The organism is Streptomyces sp. NPDC008001, from assembly GCF_042958085.1.
In the GTDB taxonomy this organism is placed as follows: Bacteria; Actinomycetota; Actinomycetes; order Streptomycetales; family Streptomycetaceae; genus Streptomyces.
On sequence record NZ_JBIBIZ010000004.1, the window covers coordinates 113,500 to 130,343 of the forward strand.

The window sequence follows — 16,844 nt, forward strand, 5'->3', positions numbered from 1 at the left end:
TACTCCGCACGAAGCGGGCAGCCCCGCGACGCCGGCCGGCCACCCGGACGTTCCCTGCGCGTCACCGGCGAACGTGAACATGCCACGCATGACCGCACCGATACCGGCCCGCCGCACCGCCGCCGTCCTCGCCGCCGCCACCGTCCTGGCCACGGCCGCAACCGCCGCCACCACCACGGACGCGAGCGCCGCCGCCGGCCGCCCGGCCGCCGTCACCGCGACCGCGGGCGCCGCCGGCACGAGCCCGGCCGCGAGCCTCGCCGGCCCGAGCGCGGCCGCCGCCCGGACCTCCGGCACGGCCGGGCTCAAGGGTGTCGACTACGCCACCTGGCAGCGCGATGTGCAGTCCGTCATCGACAGGGCCCTGCCCTACGTCAAGGAGCGCACGGAGAATGCGCACGGCCGGAAGCAGGCCATCGTCCTCGACATCGACAACACCTCGCTGGAGACGGACTTCCACTGGACGTACCCCACCCCGGCCGTCAAGCCGGTGCTGGACCTGACGCGGTACGCGAACGCCCACGGCGCCGCCGTGTTCTTCGTCACCGCGCGCCCCGGCATCCTCGACTCGCTCACCGAGCACAACCTGCGGGGCGTCGGCTACCCCGTCAGCGGCCTGTACGTACGGCACCTCCCCGACTTCTTCCAGGACGTGAGCACGTACAAGACCGCCAAGCGCGCGGAGATCGAGAACGACGGGTACACGATCAGCGCGAACATCGGGAACAACACCGGTGACCTGACCGGCGGTCATGCGGAGCGGACCTTCAAGCTGCCGGACTACGACGGCAAGCTGTCCTGAACCTTCCTGAGCCCGCTGTCCCCTCCGTCAGTGCCGCGCTTTCGCCCGGTCGAGCGCGGCCACGCCCAGCGCCGCCAGACCGATCTGGATGAGCCACTCGATCCAGTCGACCCCCTTGGTGTCGTCGACGCCGAGCCAGTGGGCGATGGCCGCACCGAGGAACGCGGCGACGATGCCCACCAGGATCGTCCAGAGCACACCGATGTGCTGGCGCCCCGGCACCACCAGCCGGCCCAGCACACCGATGATCAGACCGATGATGATCGCACTGACAATTCCGGAGATTTCCACGGCTCCCCCTCTTGCAGCCTGTTGCCGCCCTTCCGGACCGGTTTCTCTGGGTACTTCTGCCCAGCCCCCGGGCGGCGCATGTCCGCCCGTCCGCTTGCGGCGCCCTGCCTAGACTGGGCGGGTGCCGGGCACAGGAACGCGCGGCGGGAACGGGAGAGCGACAGTGGCCGCAGGTGTCGGAAGCTTCGAGGACGTCGAAGTCGAAGGGGGCTTCGGCGAGGGCCTCGGCGACCCCGCGGCGGACGTGCTCACCGAGGCCGCCGCGGCGTTCGGGCTGCTGGCCTCGCCCGCCCGGCTCCACCTGGTCTGGGCCCTGGCCCAGGGCGAGAGCGACGTCACCGCGCTCGCCGAGCGGGTGGGCGGAGCGCTGCCCGCGATCAGCCAGCACCTGGCGAAGCTGAAGCTGGCCGGGCTCGTGCGGTCGCGCCGCGAGGGGCGGCGCATGGTCTACCTCGTGGACGATCCGCACGTGGTCGCGATCGTCCGGCTGATGGTCGGCCAGCTCGCCGACCGCAAGGCCGAGGCCGCCGGAGTATCCGGCTCCGCCAGGTCCGCCGGGTCCTCCGGAGCAGCACGCGGCGCCGCCCGCACCGGGCGCCACCATGGTCTGGGCGCCTGACCGCCCCGCCGCGCGAGGAGGAGCCACCGGCCGGAACGGAGTCACCGGGCGGAACGGAGCCACCGGGCGGGAAGGGGCCACCGGCACCACCGCCCTGGAGATCCTGCGCGCGCTGGAGAGCGGGCCGCGCGGCCTGGTGGAGGCCGACGCCGACGAGCGGCTCGCGCGCCACGGCGAGAACGTCTTCCCCGGCCGCCGCCCCGACCCGTGGCCGCGCCGCTTCGCGCGCAGCCTGCGCGACCCCTTCACCGCGGTCCTCCTCTCCCTCGGCCTGGTCTCGGCGGCGCTCGCCGCCTGGGGCACCGCCTGCGTGATCGCCGTCCTCGTCACGGTCAGCTGCGTGCTGCGCGCCACCGGCGAGCACCGCGCCGACCGCTCGGCGGCCGCCCTGCGCGAGCTGGTGGCCGCCACCGCGACCGTCCGCCGCCGCCCCGCGGAAGCGGACGAACCGGTGACCCGCGAGCTGCCCGTCGAGCAGCTCGTCCCGGGAGACGTCGTGCTCCTCGCGCCCGGCGACCTCGTACCCGCCGACCTGCGGCTGCTCCGGTCGGCGGGACTGACCGTGCACGAGGCCGCGCTGACCGGCGAGTCCGTACCCGTCGTCAAGGGCGCGGCCGGCGACCTCTGCCTCCAGGGCAGCAGCATCGTCTCCGGAAGCGCCACGGGCGTGGTCGTCGCCACCGGCGCGGACACCACCCTCTCCGGGGCCCTCCCGCAGAAACCCGGGCCACGGCTCCCCGGGCCGTTCGACCGCTCCGTGAACGGCATCGCCTGGACCCTGGTGCGGTTCATGCTGTGCACCGCGCCGCTGGTGCTCTTCGCGAGCGCGCTGCTGCGCGGCCGCGGCCTGGAGACCCTGCCGTTCGCCGTCGCCGTGGCGGTGGGGCTCACTCCCGAGATGCTGCCGGTCGTCGTGACGACCGCCCTGGCCCGCGGCGCGGCCCTCCTCGCGCGCGGCGGCGAGGTGATCGTCAGACGGCTTCCGGCGCTGCACGACCTCGGCGCCGTCGACGTGCTGTGCGTCGACAAGACCGGCACCCTCACCCAGGACCGGCCGGTGTTCGACTGCGCCGTGGACCCCGAGGGCCGCGACGACCCCGCCGTGCTGCACTGGGCCGCCGTGGCCGCCCTGTGGACGCTGCACCTGGCCGAGCTCCCCGCACCGGACGCCCTCGACGAGGCCCTCCTCGACGCGGACGAGGAGCGCGGCTCCGGCGCCGACGGCGTCGAGGGCATCGCGGCGCTCCCCTGCGGCCCGGGCCGCCGCATCGCCTCGGCGCTCGTCCGGGTGCCGGGCGGGGACGGCGGTTCGCTCCCGGGCAACGTCCGTACGCTCAGGGGCGGGCGCGACTCGGCGGGTACGTACGTGCTCGTGGTGAAGGGCGCCGCGGAGGACGTGCTGGAACGCTGCACGCACGTGGCCGCAAGTGCGGGCGGAGACGCCGGCGGAGACGCGGCCGGAGGCGTGATCGGGGGCCGCCGCCCTCTCGGCCCCGGGGAGCGTACGAAGCTCGCCGCCCGAGCCGACGCCCTCGCCGGGAGCGGGCTGCGCGTGCTCGCCGTCGCACGCGCCGACCGGCCGGCGAGCACCCGCCCGTACACCCCCGGCGACGAGCAGGGCCTCACCCTCGTCGGCTTCGTCGGACTGCGGGACGCCCTCGCCCCCACTGCCGCGGAGGCCCTGACCGTCCTCGCCGGCCACGGCGTCGCCGTCAAGGTCCTCACCGGCGACCACCCGGGCACGGCCGCCCGCGCCTGCCGCGAACTCGGCCTGGACCCCGGCGAGCCGCTGACCGCCGCCCGGATCGACGCCGCCGACGACGCCGAACTCGCCCGGCTCGCCGCCCGCACCACCGTCTTCGCGCGCTGCGCCCCCGAGCACAAGGCCCGGGTCGTCCGCGCCCTGCGCACCGCCGGCCGCACGACCGGCTTCCTCGGCGACGGCGTCAACGACCTGGCCGCCCTGCACGCCGCCGACGTGGGCGTCTGCCCCCGCGACGGGGTGCCCGTGGCCCGCGAGGCCGCCGACGTGGTGCTCGCGTCGAAGGACCTTACCGCCCTCGGCCGCGCGATCGTCACCGGCCGCCGCAGCACCGGCCACATCGCCGCCTACCTGCGCATCACGCTCTCGTCCAACCTCGGCAACGTCATCGCGATGCTGACGGCGGGCCTGCTGCTGCCGTTCCTCCCGATGCTGCCCGCGCAGGTCCTCGTGCAGAACCTGTTCTTCGACGCGGCCCAGCTCTCCCTGGCCTTCGACCGCCCCGCCGCCACGGTCCACGAACGCCCCACGGTCCTGCGGCCCCGCGCGCTCTTCCGCTTCATGACGGCCTTCGGCCTCCTCAACGCCGCCGCGGACCTCGCGACCTTCGGCGTGCTGGCCCTGACCGTGCACCCGGCCGGCAGCACCGGGGGCCAGGCCGCCTTCCACGCGGGCTGGTTCACGGAGAACCTGCTCACCCAGGCCCTCGTGATGCTCCTGCTCCGCGCCGGCCGCGACGCCGCCGAACGCCGCGCCCCGCTGCCGGTCCGCCTCGCAACCACCGGCCTGGCCGTAGCGGGCCTGCTCCTGCCCCTGTCCCCCCTGGCCCCGCCCCTGGGCATGACCCCCCTGCCACCCCTCTACTACGGCCTGACGGCCCTGGTCCTGACCCTGTACGGGGCGGCCCTGGCAACGGCCCGGCGGCGCTACGGCCCTCAGTGAAGACCCCGGCCCCGGAAAAGCAGCGCGCCCGGTCCCCGGACCCCCTCAGGGGGAGCCGGGGACCGGGCACGGACAGAGCGGTGCTGCTCGAACCAGGGAAGTTAAACCCGGGTCAGGCCTTCTTCGTCTCCCAGAAGATGCGGTCGATCTCGGCGATGAGCTCCAGCGCCTTCTCGCCCGTCTTCGGGTCGTTCGACGCCTTGGCCGCGCTCAGGGCCTTGAGGGTGTCGTTGACCAGCTGGTGCAGCTGCGGGTACTTCTCGAAGTGCGGCGGCTTGAAGTAGTCGCTCCAGAGCACCGAGACGTGGTGCTTGGCGAGCTCCGCGCGCTGCTCCTTGATGATGAGCGCACGAGCGCGGAAGTCCGCGTCCTCGTTCGCCTGGTACTTCTCCTGGACGGCCTTGACCGACTCGGCCTCGATGCGGGCCTGGGCGGGGTCGTAGACACCGCAGGGCAGGTCGCAGTGGGCGCTGACTCGCACCTTGGGTGCGAACAGGCGGGAGAGCATAGCGCTGTCCTTCCTCGTGATCGTCTTCTCAGGTGCGAGATTACTCGGTGTGGGAAGGCTTTTCTCGGGTGCCCCGGGGGGCTTAGGACAAAAGACCGGTGTCAGTCTGGGACTGGTGGAGGATACGGACCGGGAGGTGCCGTGGTGCAGGAGCAGGTGGACGAGCGCGGGCAGGAGCTGGACCGCGAGCGTCGCGGACTGCTGCGGATCGGGCTGGCCGAGGTCTACAACCCGTCGATGGTGCCGACGCTGAACCCCGGCGACCAGCTGGTCGTGCAGTACGGAGCGGTGGTGCGGCCGGGTGACGTGGTGGTGCTGCGCCACCCGTTCCGGCAGGACCTGCTGATCGTCAAGCGCGCCGTGGAGCGCCGCGAGGGCGGCTGGTGGGTGCGGGGGGACAACCCGCTGGTCGAGAACGACAGCCGGGAGTTCGGGGCCGTGCCGGAGGAGCTCGTGGTGGCCCGCGCGCTGGTGCGGCTGCGGCGGCCCCCGGAGGCGGGTCAGCGCTCGGCGGGCGCGCTGCTGTCGTGGCTGGCGTCGGCGCTCAGGCCGGTGCGGTCGCTGCCCGCGGGGGCCTCGGCCGCGCGGCTCTCCAGGCGCTTGCGGGCCCGGTAGGCGGCGACGTTGGCGCGGGTGGCGCAGCGGTCGGAGCAGTAGCGGCGCGAGCGGTTGGTCGAGGTGTCCAGGTAGGCGTTGCGGCACGGCGTCGCCTGGCAGATGCCGAGCCGGTCGACCCCGTACTCCGTCAGGTGGACGGCCAGACCCATGCAGGCGGTGGCCGCGTACGAGGCGCCGGCGTTGGCCGCGTGGTCGGCGATGTGCATGTGCCACTTGGGGCGGCCGTCCTCGTCGCGGTACTCGTGCCCGGAGATCTGCGGGCTGACCGGATACTCCATCAGCAGCGCGTTGAGCAGGTCCACGGCCCGCACCTCCTCGCCCTCCGAGGCCGCCTCGAAGACCGCCCGCAGCCGCGCCCGTACGGCCCTGAGCCGCGTCACGTCGCTGTCGCCCGCCCGCCGGGCGGCCTGCGCGTTGCTCCCGAAGAGCTCGCGGACGGTGTCGACGGAGGTCAGCGTGTCGGTGCCGCGCGCGGGCTCCTCGCTGTTGACCAGCCGCACGGCGAAGTCCGAGTAATAGGCCAGTTCCACTTGTGGTCCTTACGCAGGCGGTCTAGGGTCGGAGCACCGATCTTGTAATGGTCGGTTTACGACCGAGGGTATTACACGGTGTGACCCGTTGGAGGGACGTCATGACCGAGGCCGTCGTCGGCACGGACTGGACCGCCTGGCAGCACAGCTGGGACCGGCAACAGGAGTGGTACCTGCCCGACCGCGAGGAGCGGTTCCGGGTGATGCTCGACATGGTCGAGGCCTTCGCCGGGCCCGCGCCCCGCGTCCTCGACCTCGCCTGCGGCACGGGCACCATCACCGCCCGCCTGCTCGACCGCTTCCCCGCGGCCGAATCCACCGGGGTCGACCTCGACCCCGCCCTGCTCACCATCGCCCGCGGCACCTTCGCCGGCGACGACCGCGTCCGGCTCGTCACCGCCGACCTCAAGGACCCGGCCTGGACCGCGCAGCTGCCCCACGACCGCTACGACGCCGTCCTGACCGCCACCGCCCTGCACTGGCTGCACGAGGAGCCCCTGCGCGCGCTCTACGGGCAGCTCGCCGGGCTCGTCCGCGAGGGCGGCGTCTTCCTGAACGCCGACCACATGCCCGACCCCGCCACGCCCCGCATCAACGAGGCCGAGCGGGCCCTGCGCCACGCCCGCATGGAGCGCGCCAAGGCCGCCGGCGCCCTCGACTGGCGCGCCTGGTGGGAGCTCGCCGCCGCCGACCCCGTGCTCGCCGGGCCGACCGCCGAGCGCTTCGAGATCTACGGGGAGCACGCCGACGGCGACACCCCTTCCGCCGAGTGGCACGCCCGCGCCCTGCGCGAGGCGGGCTTCGCGGAGGCTCGCACGGTCTGGAGCTCGCCGTCCGACGCGATGGTGCTCGCGCTGAAGTAACGGAGAACGGGTGGGGGGTACGGGACTTGTCCCGTACCCCCCACCCGTTCGTACTGCCGGCTGCGGCTGCCTACAGCACCTTTGAGAGGAACGCCTTCGTCCGCTCGTGCTGCGGGTTGGTCAGCACCTCGCGCGGGTTGCCCGACTCGACGACCACGCCCTGGTCCATGAAGACCACCGAGTCGCCGACCTCGCGCGCGAAGCCCATCTCGTGGGTCACCACGATCATCGTCATGCCGTCCTCGGCGAGGCCCCGCATGACGTCCAGGACGTCGCCCACCAGCTCCGGGTCGAGCGCCGACGTGGGCTCGTCGAAGAGCATCAGCTTCGGCTCCATCGCCAGCGCCCGCGCGATCGCGACGCGCTGCTGCTGGCCGCCGGAGAGCTGCGAGGGGTAGTTCTCGGCCTTGTCGCCCAGGCCGACCCGGTCCAGCAGCTTCTTGGCCCGCTCCCGGGCCACCGCCTTCGTCTCGCCCTTGACCTGGACCGGCGCCTCCATGACGTTCGCCAGCGCCGTCATGTGCGGGAAGAGGTTGAAGCGCTGGAACACCATGCCGATGTCCCGGCGGTTCCTGGCGACCTCGCTGTCCTTGAGCTCGTAGAGCTTGTCGCCCTGCTGCCGGTAGCCGACCAGCTCGCCGTCGACGTACAGGCGCCCGGCGTTGATCTGCTCCAGGTGGTTGATGCACCGCAGGAAGGTGGACTTGCCCGAGCCGGAGGGGCCGATGAGGCAGAACACCTCGCGCGGGGCGACCTCCAGGTCGATGCCCTTGAGGATGTGGGCCGCGCCGTAGGACTTGTGGACGCCCTCGGCCTTCACCATCGCGTTCATGCGCTGACGCCTTCCTTGGAGCGCTGGCCGAGGGTCGACAGGTTCTTCCTGACCTTCTGCCACGGGGTGAGCGGCAGCGTGCGCAGCGAGCCGCGGGCGTAGTGCCGCTCGAGGTAGAACTGACCGATGCTGAAGACGCTGGTCAGGATGAGGTACCAGGTCGCGGCGAGGAAGAGCATCTCGACCGTCGCGCCGGTGGTCTGGCCGATGTCGGAGGTGGACCGCAGGAGTTCGAGGTACTGCGCGGCGCTCGCCGCCAGCGACGAGGTCTTCAGCATGTTGATGAACTCGTTGCCGGTGGGCGGCACGATCACCCGCATGGCCTGCGGGAGGACGATCCGGCGCAGCGTGCGGCCCTGGCTCATGCCGAGCGCGTGCGCGGCCTCGGTCTGGCCCTCGTCGACGGACTGGATGCCGGCCCGGACGATCTCGGACATGTAGGCGGCCTCGTTGAGGCCCAGGCCGAGGAGCGCCGCCATGAACGGCGTCATGAAGTCGCTCATCTCGTCCCGGTAGATGAACCCGAGGTTGATGTACGGGAAGATCAGCGCGAGGTTGAACCAGAGGAGCAGCTGGACGTAGACCGGCGTCCCGCGGAAGAACCAGATGTAGAGCCAGGAGACCGACGACGTCACCGGGTTCTTCGACAGCCGCATCACCGCCAGCACGATGCCGAGCACCAGGCCCAGCAGCATCGCGAGGAGCGAGATGAGCACCGTCTTGCCGAGGCCCGTGAGGACCGTCGAGTCGAAGAGGTAGTCGGGGATGGCCTTGTAGTGGACGTTCGCGGAGGCGAAGGCGTTCACCAGCAGGCCGAGGAGGCCGAGGACGACGACGGCGGAGATCCACCGGCCGTAGTGCCGCACGGGGATGGCCTTGATGGCCTCCGGCACGACGGGGGCGGGCGCCGGGTCGCCGGCGGGGTCGTTCTTTCCTGCGGCGGGAGCGTCCTTCTTGCCGAGGTCGGGCTTGGCGGCCGTCTTTTCCCCGGCCGGCTTCTCGTCGGCGGGCTTCTCGTCAGCGGGCTTCTTTTCGGTCGCCTTCGCCTCGGTGGCCTTCGCCTCGGCCGGCTTTTCGTCAGCCGCCTTCTTCTCGGCCGGTTCGGCGTCGGCCTTCTCTTCTGCGGCGGCCTTCTTCTCGGCCTTCTCGCCGGTCTTCTCTTCGGCAGCCGGCTTCTCGCCGGCCTTCTTCTTCTCCGGTTCCGGGGTCCCGGGCTCCGGCTGAGCCGTCTTGTCCGGCTCGGTCTTGTCCGGTTCCGGCTTGTCGGGGGAAGCAGTCACGGGTATGGCCTTTCAGCGTCCGTACGAAGTGAGGGAGAGGGGTCAGGAACCGCCGTTGACCTTGGATTCCTTGACGGCGCCTGCCTCGACGCCCCAGGTCTTCAGGACCTTTTCGTACGCACCGTTCTTGATGATCGCGTCGAGGGCGGCCTTGAGCGCGTCCCTCAGCTGCGCGTTGTCCTTGCCGACGGCGATGCCGTACGGAGCCGCCTCCACCTGGTCGCCGACCGACTCGAAGTCGTTGCCGCCGCCGGACGTCTTGATCGCGTAGGCGGCGACCGGGAAGTCGCTGGAGACGGCCTCGACGCCACCGGCCTTCAGCCGCGTCTGGGCCTCCAGGTCGGTGTCGAACGCCTCGATGCTGATCTTGTCCTTGTCGTCCTTCTCGCACTTCTCGGACTGGGACTTGGCGAGGTCGTCGGAGACCGTGCCGCGCTGCACCGCGACCTTCTTGCCGCAGAGGTCGTCCCAGCCGCCGATGCCCTTGGTGTCGCCCTTCTTGGTGTAGAGCGAGACGCCGGCGGTGAAGTAGTCGACGAAGTCGACGCCTTCGCCGACCTTCTTGCCGGTCTTGGAGTCGATGCCCTGCTGGCGGTCCTTGGTATCCGTCATGGCGGACATCGCCATGTCGTACCGCTTTGAACGCAGGCCCGTCACCAGGGCGTCGAAGGTGCCGTTGTTGAACTCGAAGCGCACCCCCAGCTCCTTGCCCATGGCCGCGGCGATGTCGGGGTCGATGCCGACGACCTTGCCGTCCTTCTTGAACTCCACCGGCGGGTAGGCGATGTCCGAGCCGACCTTGATGACGCCGGCGTCCTGGATCTTCTTCGGCAGCTTGTCGAAGAGCGGGGCCTTTGCGCCCTGGGCGCTCTGACCGGCCTCTTTGCCGGTCTTGTCACGCTGATCGCCACAGCCGGTGAGCAGCAGGGCGCCGGCGACCGCGATCGCGCCGGCGGCGGCCAAACGACTCCTGGCGGCAGCCGTGCGAGGGGTGGTGCTTGCGGTCATTGCTGGTTCCTCCTGCGGGTGAGGGGGTGGCCGGCCGTCGGACGGACACGGAACAAACACGGAACAAACACAGGAAAACGCTGATGACGCACGAGGGGTGGAGCACACGCCCTTGGATGTCGCGACCTCGTGCGATTGGGGCATCTTGCCATCCGGACTGCACCATTCGGGGGCCTCGCTATGTCAAAATCGGATAACGGGCGATCCCCGTGCCGTATCGGCTCGGTACCAGGTTGGTCCGGACTACCGGACTCAAGGGTTCCCCTTCTGTCGGCCGCCGGTGCGAGACGTATCTCACGCACCCTCTGTCTCAGTCCGTGGACTTATCCCCCCAGTTGACACCGTTCCGCCCCGGGGACGCGGCTGCGCCGAACCGCGCCGCGACAAGTCAGCGGGAACTCACTCGTAGGCCGTAGCGCTCATTTGATAGAAAGGCCAGCCACACCCCGAACCGGGGCCGGGGCGCGTGTGCGGCGCGCCCATACGGGTCCGTGCCGCGCGGCACCACCCCACGCGCGGAGGCCGTCTCGATGGCCGGACACGGACGTGCAGCCCGACCCGCCCCGCAACCCTGGGCGGCTACCCTCGACACGCAATTCGACAAAGGGGTCAAATAAAGTGGCAGCGGAGATCGTGAATCCTCGCAGCGACAGCGGTCCGGACGATGCTCACAACGAGCTCTTCGATCCGGCGTTCGCGCTGCACCGGGGCGGCAAGATGGCCATCAGGGCGACCGTGCCCGTGCGCGACCGGGACGACTTGTCCCTCGCGTACACGCCCGGGGTGGCCAAGGTGTGCAGCGCCATCGCGGAGCAACCGGAGCTCGTCCACGACTACACCTGGAAGTCCCAGGTCGTCGCCGTGGTCACGGACGGCAGCGCGGTGCTCGGGCTCGGGGACATCGGCCCCGAGGCGTCCTTGCCGGTGATGGAGGGCAAGGCGATCCTCTTCAAGCAGTTCGGCGGCGTCGACGCCGTCCCCATCGCCCTCGACTGCCGTGGCGTCGACGAGATCGTCGACACGGTCGCGCGCCTCGCGCCCTCCTTCGGCGGCATCAACCTGGAGGACATCTCCGCGCCGCGCTGCTTCGAGGTCGAGCGCAAGCTCCAGGAGCGCGTGGACATCCCCGTCTTCCACGACGACCAGCACGGCACCGCCGTCGTCACCCTCGCCGCCCTGCGCAACGCCGCCAAGCTCACCGGCCGGGCGCTCGGCGAGCTGCGCGCGGTGATCTCCGGCGCGGGTGCGGCCGGGGTCGCGATCGCCCGGATCCTGGTGGAGGCGGGCATCGGCGACGTCGCCGTCTGCGACCGCAAGGGCATCGTCTCCGCCGACCGTGAGGACCTCACGGACGTCAAGCGGGACCTCGCCGGCTTCACCAACAAGGCCGGCCTCACGGGCACCCTGGCCGCGGCGCTGGACGGCGCGGACGTGTTCATCGGCGTCTCGGGCGGCACCGTCCCCGAGGAGGCCGTGGCCACCATGGCCAAGGACGCCCTGATCTTCGCGATGGCGAACCCCACGCCGGAGATCCACCCGGACGTCGCGCACAAGTACGCGGCCGTCGTCGCCACCGGCCGCAGCGACTACCCGAACCAGATCAACAACGTCCTGGCCTTCCCCGGGATCTTCGCGGGCGCCCTGCAGGTGCGGGCCTCGCGCATCACCGAGAGCATGAAGCTCGCGGCGGCGGAGGCGCTGGCGGCGGTCGTGGCGGACGAGCTGAGCGCCGAGTGCGTGATCCCCTCGCCGTTCGACGAGCGGGTCGCCCCGGCGGTGACGGCCGCGGTGGCCGCCGCGGCCCGTGCGGCGGGTGTGGCGCGGCGCTGACGCGCTGATTGCGCCGGTGTGCTGCCGGCACCGGCGGGCTGACCGCGCCGGTCCGCGGGCTTGAGCTGATCCGCGGGCCTGTGCCGGTCCGCGGGCCCGAGACCGTCCGCGCACCTGCGCCGATCCGCGGACCTGAGCCGTCCGCGGGTCCGCGCCGACGGCAGTCCCGGCGGGCCGGACCCATCGCGGTCCGGCCCGCCGTGCCGTGTCCGGACACGCCCGCCACAGCCGTGCCGCGTCCGGATACGGCCACGGCGACGGCGGCTTCCGGACGGAACGGACGGCGCGGTGCGTGTCACATCGCGGCGAGGTTCCGCCCGGCAGGCGGCGCGGCTAGGTTCGGATCATGTTCGCCGCCTACGCCGCACGCATCAACCGTGACCAGCCGCTCGACGGACTCGAGTTGGGGCAGCGCCCCGAACCGGAAGCGCCCCCCGGATGGACCGTCGTCCACGTCAAGGCCGCGTCCCTCAACCACCACGACCTGTGGTCGCTGCGCGGCGTCGGGATCGGCGAGGAGTCCCTGCCGATGATCCTCGGCTGTGACGCCGCCGGCGTCGACGAGTACGGCAACGACGTCGTCGTCCACTCCGTCATCGGCCAGACCGGCCACGGCGTGGGCCCGCGCGAGCCGCGCTCCATCCTCACCGAGCGCTACCAGGGCACCTTCGCCGAGCGCGTCGCCGTGCCCGCGTGGAACGTGCTGCCCAAGCCCAAGGAGCTCAGCTACGAGGAGGCGGCCTGCCTGCCGACCGCGTGGCTCACCGCGTACCGCATGCTGTTCACCAACGCGGACGTCCGCCCCGGCCAGAGCGTCCTCGTGCAGGGCGCCGGCGGCGGCGTCGCCACCGCCGCGATCGCCCTCGGCGCCGCGGCCGGCCTGCGGGTCTTCGCGACCAGCCGGGACGCGGCCAAGCGCGAGCGCGCCCTGGAGCTCGGTGCCGAGGGGGTGTTCGAGCCGGGGGCGCGCCTGCCGCACCGGGTGGACGCCGTCATCGAGACGGTCGGCGCCGCGACGTGGTCGCACTCGGTCAAGTCCCTCAACCCCGGCGGCACGCTCGTGATCTCCGGCGCGACCAGCGGGCCGAACCCGCCGGCCGCCGAGCTCAACCGCATCTTCTTCCTGGAGCTCAAGGTCGTCGGCTCGACCATGGGCTCCAAGGAGGAGCTGGCGGACCTGCTGAGCTTCTGCGCGACGCGCGGCGTACGGCCCGTCATCGACACGGTGCTGCCGCTGGACCGGGCCCGCGAGGGGTTCGAGAAGATGGCCGGTGGCGATCTGTTCGGCAAGGTCGTCCTGACGGTATGAACGGCGGATGCCGAAGAGACGCTTGCGCAAGGCGGCGTTCCTCGCCGTAGCCGCGGTCCTGGCGCTCGTGGTGCCGGGGCCGGCCGCGGAGGCCCGCACCGGCAGCCCTGCGGGCCGCGGCGGCCCGGCGGGTCCAGCGGGTCCGGACATCCCGCCCCTCACCGACGACCAGGGCCGCACCCTCACCCTCCGCGGCTGGAACCTCGCCGACAAGGACCACCGCGGCGACGAAGCCCTCGCGGACATCACCGAGCGCTCCCTGCGCGACATGGCCGCGCAGGGCTTCAACTTCGCCCGCCTCGCGGTCTTCTGGGACGATCTCGAACCCCGGCCCGGCCACTACAGCGAGCGCTACCTCGACAAGATCGAACGCGTGCTGGACTGGGCGGCCAAACACCGCATCCACGTCGTGATCGACGCCCACCAGGACGTCTACGGCCCCGCCTTCGGAAGCCACCGCGGCATCCCCGCCTGGGCCACCCGCACCGACGGCCTGCCCTACCGGACCCACCCGGACGACTGGTTCGCCGAATACTTCGAGCCCGCCGTCCAGGCCGCCTTCCAGCACCTCTACGAGGACGAGGACCTGCGCCGCGCCCAGGCCCGGATGTGGCAGGTGCTGGCCGCCAGGGTCGCCCACCATCCGGCCGTCTACGGCTACGACCTGATCAACGAGCCGATGGGCCGGCTCCTGGAGGGCGAGAGCATCCCCGACGCGGCCCGCCGCATCGAGGCGACGCAGCTCACGCCCATGTACCAGCGGATGGCCGACGCGATCCGGCGCGTCGACCGCCGCCACCGGCTGTTCGTCGAACCCACCCCGGCGGCCGGCGAGGGCGTCCCCACCGGCCTCGGCCGCATCCGCGACCCCGCGGTCGTCTACGCCCCGCACTTCTACAACGCCGCGATGGAGGCGGGCCGCGACTACGATCCCGCGTCGGGCTGGCTCCCCGCCTACGAGGCGGCCGTCGTCGCCTACCCGCGGGCGCAGCGCGTCCCGGTCGTGATCGGCGAATGGGGCCCGCTGAACAGTTCCCTGCCGAACATGGCGCGCTTCTACGAGGACGCCCTCACCTCCATGAGCCGGTACGCGTCGGGCTGGGCGAGCTGGCAGTGGTGCTACGGCGGCGGGTACTGCGCGGTGGACGAGCGGGGCCGCTTCCGGCCCAACAAGCCGAGGACGGCGGAACCGTACGCGGGCGCCGTCGCCGGGACGGTGCGGGGGGCGTCGTACGAGGCGGGCTCGTCGGTCTACCGGCTCACGTACGTGCCGGCGCGCGGAGGCGTGACCGAGCTGTCCCTCCCGCCGGCGGCGCGCGGCTGGCGCGTCACGGTGAACGGTCCGGTGCGGGCGGACACGGCGCGGGTGAGGCCGGGGGAGCGGGCGCTCGTCCGCTTGCGGCCGACCGTCCGGGCCGGCGGCCCGGCGGAGGCCGGGGTGACGGTGACTCCGGGCTAGACCCTGGCTGCCTGAGCTGCGGCTCGGCCCGGCACCGCCGGGGAGCGCCGTGGTGGTTTCTCGCCGTTGCGGCGGAAGAAATGCCCCGGCCCGGAGGCCCTGGCCGGCCCGCTGAGGTGCGGTTCTGCAGCCGGCGGTGCGTGCCGGTGCCGTAGCCGGCGTGCCCCTCGGTTGTCCGGGGCGTCCGCCGAGGCCTTACCCGCGGCTAGCGGAAGCGCGCCGGGTGGTCGGTGGTAACAGGCGGGCCAGCCACCACGCCGTGGATCCTGTGGGCATATCAGCCTCCCGGGCGCAGCAGGGCCGTGATGCGGGCCGCCGCATCCGCCAGGTGGCGGCGGGACTCGGTGAGCTGGGCGGTGGTCACGCCGTGGTCGCGGGCCGCGTCGCGGATGTCGTCGCGGAAGCGGTCGAGGAGGCGGTCGAGGTCGCGGGCCGGGTCCTTGGAGAGGGCGTCGGCCGCCTCGGCCCATTCCGGCTGCTGCGGCCGCGGCTCCTCCCGCCGCTCCTCCCGCCGCTCCGGCCCTTCCGGGGCCGGCGCCGTGGCGGTCGTGCGGGCCGCGAAGGCCCCGAACTCCTTGGCCAGGGCGCTGACGCCCTCGGCGAGGCCCGTCTGCCAGTCCCCGCGCCGCAGCGACTCCTGGACCTGCTCCTGGACCCGCTCGGTCATGCGCCGGACCTCCTCGCGGGCCCGCTCCTGGGCCTCCTGCGCCTGGTGGCGGGCCTGCTGGGCGTCCTGGCGGGCGCGCCGGCTCTCCTCCTTCGCCCGCCGGGCCTGCTCCTTCCACTCCTCCTTCGCCCGGCGGAAGTCCTCCTTCGCGCTGTCGAAGGAGTTCTTGTCCCCGGACGAGCGGTTCTGCCGGGCGGCCTCGCGCATCTGGCGCCGGAGGTCGCCCGCGGCGCCCCGGACGTCCTCGCGGATGTCGGCCGCGAGCGCGGCGACGGACTCGCGGATCTCCAGCTCCAGCTCGGCCAGTTCGCCCTGCCGGCCGGCGAGCTCGGCGCGGCCCGCGGCGGTGATGGCGTAGACCTTGCGGCCGCCCTCGGTGGTGTGCGTGACGAGGCCCTCGGCCTCCAGCTTGGCCAGACGCGGGTAGACCGTGCCGGCGGACGGGGCGTACAGGCCCTGGAAGCGCTCCTCCAGCAGCCGGATGATCTCGTAGCCGTGGCGGGGCGCCTCGTCGAGCAGCTTGAGCAGGTAGAGGCGGAGCCGGCCGTGGGCGAAGACGGGGGGCATCAGAGGACCTTTCCCTGGTCGCGGGCGCCGGCGGGCGCACCGGGGGCGGCGTCGTCACCGTCCGCCCAGTCGTCGGCGTCCGGCCCGTGCAGCAGCGCGACGGCGCCGGAGACGCTGGTGACCTTGATCGTGCCGCGGCCCTCGCCGAGCCGGCCGCTGATGTTCCGCGCGCCGAACTGGTCCCGGATCCGCAGCTCCGGGAAGGAGCACGACACCGGGCCGACGGTCGTGCCCGCGTCCACCGTCGCGTCCGCCGAGGACGGCAGCCGGACGGCGACCTCGCCCGAGACGGAGGTGACCGCCAGGTCGACGACCGGGGCGGCCGGGGCCAGGTCGATCACCGTGGTGCCGCTGACGGAGTCGGCCTTGATCCGGCCGCCCGAGCACTCGACGAGCGTGAGGTCGCCGGAGACGCCGTTGCAGCGCACGTCGCCGGTGAGGCGCTGGGCCTCCACCCGGCCCGAGACCGTCTCCGTGCAGACGTCGCCGGTGAGGCCGACGAGCGTCGTGTCGCCGGAGACCCCCGTGACCTTCGTGCGGCCCGCGATGCCGGAGACCACGGTGCTCGCCCCGACGGCGCTGACCCGGACGTCGGCGGACGCGGGGACGGCCAGGGTCACGTCGGCCGAGCGGTTCCACGTCTTCCGGGAGAGCCGGCTGAAGAAGGACCCCTTCCGCAGGTCCTCGTAGCCGACGGTCAGCTCGCCGCCCCGCAGGACGACCTTCAGCGGCGGGCCGTCGAGGGCCGTCAGCTCCAGGCGGGCCGGGCCGCCGTCCGTACCGACGACGTTGACCGTGCCGTTCACGACGCTCACGGTGAGCTCGGTGACCGGCCCGTCGAAGACGATCTTTTCCGGACTCTCCGTCGCGGACAGCGACCACTCGGACCCTGCGGGCATGGCGGCAACCCCCTCCTGCGCCGGGCGACGGCGCACTGGCGGACGAGACGCAACCTAT

Annotated in this window: 16 protein-coding genes; 8 read left to right on the top strand and 8 right to left on the bottom strand. The window is 72.7% G+C overall.

Annotated elements, in window-relative coordinates:
• Positions 1-88 precede the first annotated feature (88 nt).
• Entirely contained in the window at positions 89-802 is a 714-nt protein-coding gene (locus ACFZCD_RS12100; RefSeq protein ID WP_391829725.1) for an HAD family acid phosphatase, read from the top strand.
• A 27-nt stretch (positions 803-829) separates the two neighbouring features.
• Here the strand turns inward: ACFZCD_RS12100 and ACFZCD_RS12105 are convergent, their stop codons facing one another.
• Positions 830-1,093, bottom strand: coding sequence for a GlsB/YeaQ/YmgE family stress response membrane protein (locus ACFZCD_RS12105; protein WP_391829726.1), 264 nt, complete (start codon positions 1,091-1,093; stop codon positions 830-832).
• Positions 1,094-1,256: 163 nt separating this feature from the next.
• Here ACFZCD_RS12105 and ACFZCD_RS12110 point away from each other — a divergent pair, with 163 nt between their 5' ends.
• Complete coding sequence (locus tag ACFZCD_RS12110) at positions 1,257-1,712, top strand: ArsR/SmtB family transcription factor (protein WP_391829727.1); 456 nt, start codon at positions 1,257-1,259, stop codon at positions 1,710-1,712.
• Positions 1,696-4,416: a magnesium-translocating P-type ATPase gene (mgtA, locus tag ACFZCD_RS12115; protein ID WP_391829728.1), complete on the top strand. Its 2,721-nt coding sequence runs from the start codon at positions 1,696-1,698 to the stop codon at positions 4,414-4,416. The genes ACFZCD_RS12110 and mgtA overlap by 17 nt, the downstream gene beginning before the upstream one ends.
• 112 nt (positions 4,417-4,528) lie before the next feature.
• Here the strand turns inward: mgtA and sodN are convergent, their stop codons facing one another.
• Complete coding sequence (gene sodN, locus ACFZCD_RS12120; RefSeq protein WP_391829729.1) at positions 4,529-4,924, bottom strand: superoxide dismutase, Ni; 396 nt, start codon at positions 4,922-4,924, stop codon at positions 4,529-4,531.
• Between the two features lie 144 nt (positions 4,925-5,068).
• Between sodN and sodX the strand changes: the two genes are divergently transcribed.
• Positions 5,069-5,539, top strand: coding sequence for a nickel-type superoxide dismutase maturation protease (sodX, locus tag ACFZCD_RS12125; protein ID WP_391830351.1), 471 nt, complete (start codon positions 5,069-5,071; stop codon positions 5,537-5,539).
• Here sodX and ACFZCD_RS12130 read toward each other — a convergent pair.
• Complete coding sequence (locus ACFZCD_RS12130; protein ID WP_391829730.1) at positions 5,425-6,072, bottom strand: CGNR zinc finger domain-containing protein; 648 nt, start codon at positions 6,070-6,072, stop codon at positions 5,425-5,427. The two genes, sodX and ACFZCD_RS12130, sit on opposite strands and share 115 nt — an antisense overlap.
• Positions 6,073-6,173: 101 nt before the next feature.
• Here ACFZCD_RS12130 and ACFZCD_RS12135 point away from each other — a divergent pair, with 101 nt between their 5' ends.
• Positions 6,174-6,935: a class I SAM-dependent methyltransferase gene (locus ACFZCD_RS12135; RefSeq protein ID WP_391829731.1), complete on the top strand. Its 762-nt coding sequence runs from the start codon at positions 6,174-6,176 to the stop codon at positions 6,933-6,935.
• A gap of 70 nt (positions 6,936-7,005) precedes the next feature.
• Here ACFZCD_RS12135 and ACFZCD_RS12140 read toward each other — a convergent pair whose 3' ends face one another.
• The 3 genes from ACFZCD_RS12140 to ACFZCD_RS12150 all read right to left on the bottom strand — a co-directional run bounded on the left by ACFZCD_RS12140 (position 7,006) and on the right by ACFZCD_RS12150 (position 10,055).
• Positions 7,006-7,767 (bottom strand): amino acid ABC transporter ATP-binding protein, encoded by a 762-nt coding sequence (locus ACFZCD_RS12140; protein WP_391829732.1) that lies wholly within the window; start codon positions 7,765-7,767, stop codon positions 7,006-7,008.
• Positions 7,764-8,660, bottom strand: a complete 897-nt coding sequence (locus tag ACFZCD_RS12145; RefSeq protein ID WP_391830353.1) for an amino acid ABC transporter permease — start codon at positions 8,658-8,660, stop codon at positions 7,764-7,766. The genes ACFZCD_RS12140 and ACFZCD_RS12145 overlap by 4 nt, the downstream gene beginning before the upstream one ends.
• 429 nt (positions 8,661-9,089) lie before the next feature.
• On the bottom strand, positions 9,090-10,055 hold the full coding sequence (locus ACFZCD_RS12150; RefSeq protein WP_391829733.1) for an ABC transporter substrate-binding protein: 966 nt from the start codon (positions 10,053-10,055) through the stop codon (positions 9,090-9,092).
• Positions 10,056-10,673: 618 nt separating this feature from the next.
• Here ACFZCD_RS12150 and ACFZCD_RS12155 point away from each other — a divergent pair.
• The 3 genes from ACFZCD_RS12155 to ACFZCD_RS12165 all read left to right on the top strand — a co-directional run bounded on the left by ACFZCD_RS12155 (position 10,674) and on the right by ACFZCD_RS12165 (position 14,653).
• Positions 10,674-11,885 (top strand): NADP-dependent malic enzyme, encoded by a 1,212-nt coding sequence (locus ACFZCD_RS12155; protein ID WP_391829734.1) that lies wholly within the window; start codon positions 10,674-10,676, stop codon positions 11,883-11,885.
• A gap of 346 nt (positions 11,886-12,231) precedes the next feature.
• A complete protein-coding gene (locus ACFZCD_RS12160; protein ID WP_391829735.1) occupies positions 12,232-13,194 on the top strand; it encodes a zinc-binding dehydrogenase in 963 nt (320 codons plus the stop codon).
• 7 nt (positions 13,195-13,201) lie between these two features.
• Positions 13,202-14,653, top strand: coding sequence for a cellulase family glycosylhydrolase (locus tag ACFZCD_RS12165; RefSeq protein ID WP_391829736.1), 1,452 nt, complete (start codon positions 13,202-13,204; stop codon positions 14,651-14,653).
• Between the two features lie 277 nt (positions 14,654-14,930).
• On the opposite strand, the gene ACFZCD_RS12170 is transcribed toward ACFZCD_RS12165, so the two are convergent.
• Together ACFZCD_RS12170 and ACFZCD_RS12175 are read right to left on the bottom strand one after the other, a co-directional pair.
• Positions 14,931-15,887: a helix-turn-helix transcriptional regulator gene (locus tag ACFZCD_RS12170; protein ID WP_391829737.1), complete on the bottom strand. Its 957-nt coding sequence runs from the start codon at positions 15,885-15,887 to the stop codon at positions 14,931-14,933.
• Positions 15,887-16,786: a DUF4097 domain-containing protein gene (locus tag ACFZCD_RS12175; RefSeq protein WP_391829738.1), complete on the bottom strand. Its 900-nt coding sequence runs from the start codon at positions 16,784-16,786 to the stop codon at positions 15,887-15,889. Before ACFZCD_RS12175 ends, ACFZCD_RS12170 begins: the two co-directional genes overlap by 1 nt.
• Positions 16,787-16,844 lie beyond the last annotated feature (58 nt).

Excerpts from the sequence above, each read along its gene's own strand:
- ACFZCD_RS12135 (WP_391829731.1), top strand. The coding sequence starts at position 6,174 with ATGACCGAGGCCGTCGTCGGCACGGACTGGACCGCCTGGCAGCACAGC.
- ACFZCD_RS12165 (WP_391829736.1), top strand. The coding sequence starts at position 13,202 with ATGCCGAAGAGACGCTTGCGCAAGGCGGCGTTCCTCGCCGTAGCCGCG.
- ACFZCD_RS12170 (WP_391829737.1), bottom strand. The coding sequence starts at position 15,887 with ATGCCCCCCGTCTTCGCCCACGGCCGGCTCCGCCTCTACCTGCTCAAG.
- ACFZCD_RS12160 (WP_391829735.1), top strand. The coding sequence starts at position 12,232 with ATGTTCGCCGCCTACGCCGCACGCATCAACCGTGACCAGCCGCTCGAC.
- ACFZCD_RS12150 (WP_391829733.1), bottom strand. The coding sequence starts at position 10,055 with ATGACCGCAAGCACCACCCCTCGCACGGCTGCCGCCAGGAGTCGTTTG.
- mgtA (WP_391829728.1), top strand. The coding sequence starts at position 1,696 with ATGGTCTGGGCGCCTGACCGCCCCGCCGCGCGAGGAGGAGCCACCGGC.
- ACFZCD_RS12140 (WP_391829732.1), bottom strand. The coding sequence starts at position 7,767 with ATGAACGCGATGGTGAAGGCCGAGGGCGTCCACAAGTCCTACGGCGCG.
- ACFZCD_RS12175 (WP_391829738.1), bottom strand. The coding sequence starts at position 16,786 with ATGCCCGCAGGGTCCGAGTGGTCGCTGTCCGCGACGGAGAGTCCGGAA.
- ACFZCD_RS12100 (WP_391829725.1), top strand. The coding sequence starts at position 89 with ATGACCGCACCGATACCGGCCCGCCGCACCGCCGCCGTCCTCGCCGCC.
- sodN (WP_391829729.1), bottom strand. The coding sequence starts at position 4,924 with ATGCTCTCCCGCCTGTTCGCACCCAAGGTGCGAGTCAGCGCCCACTGC.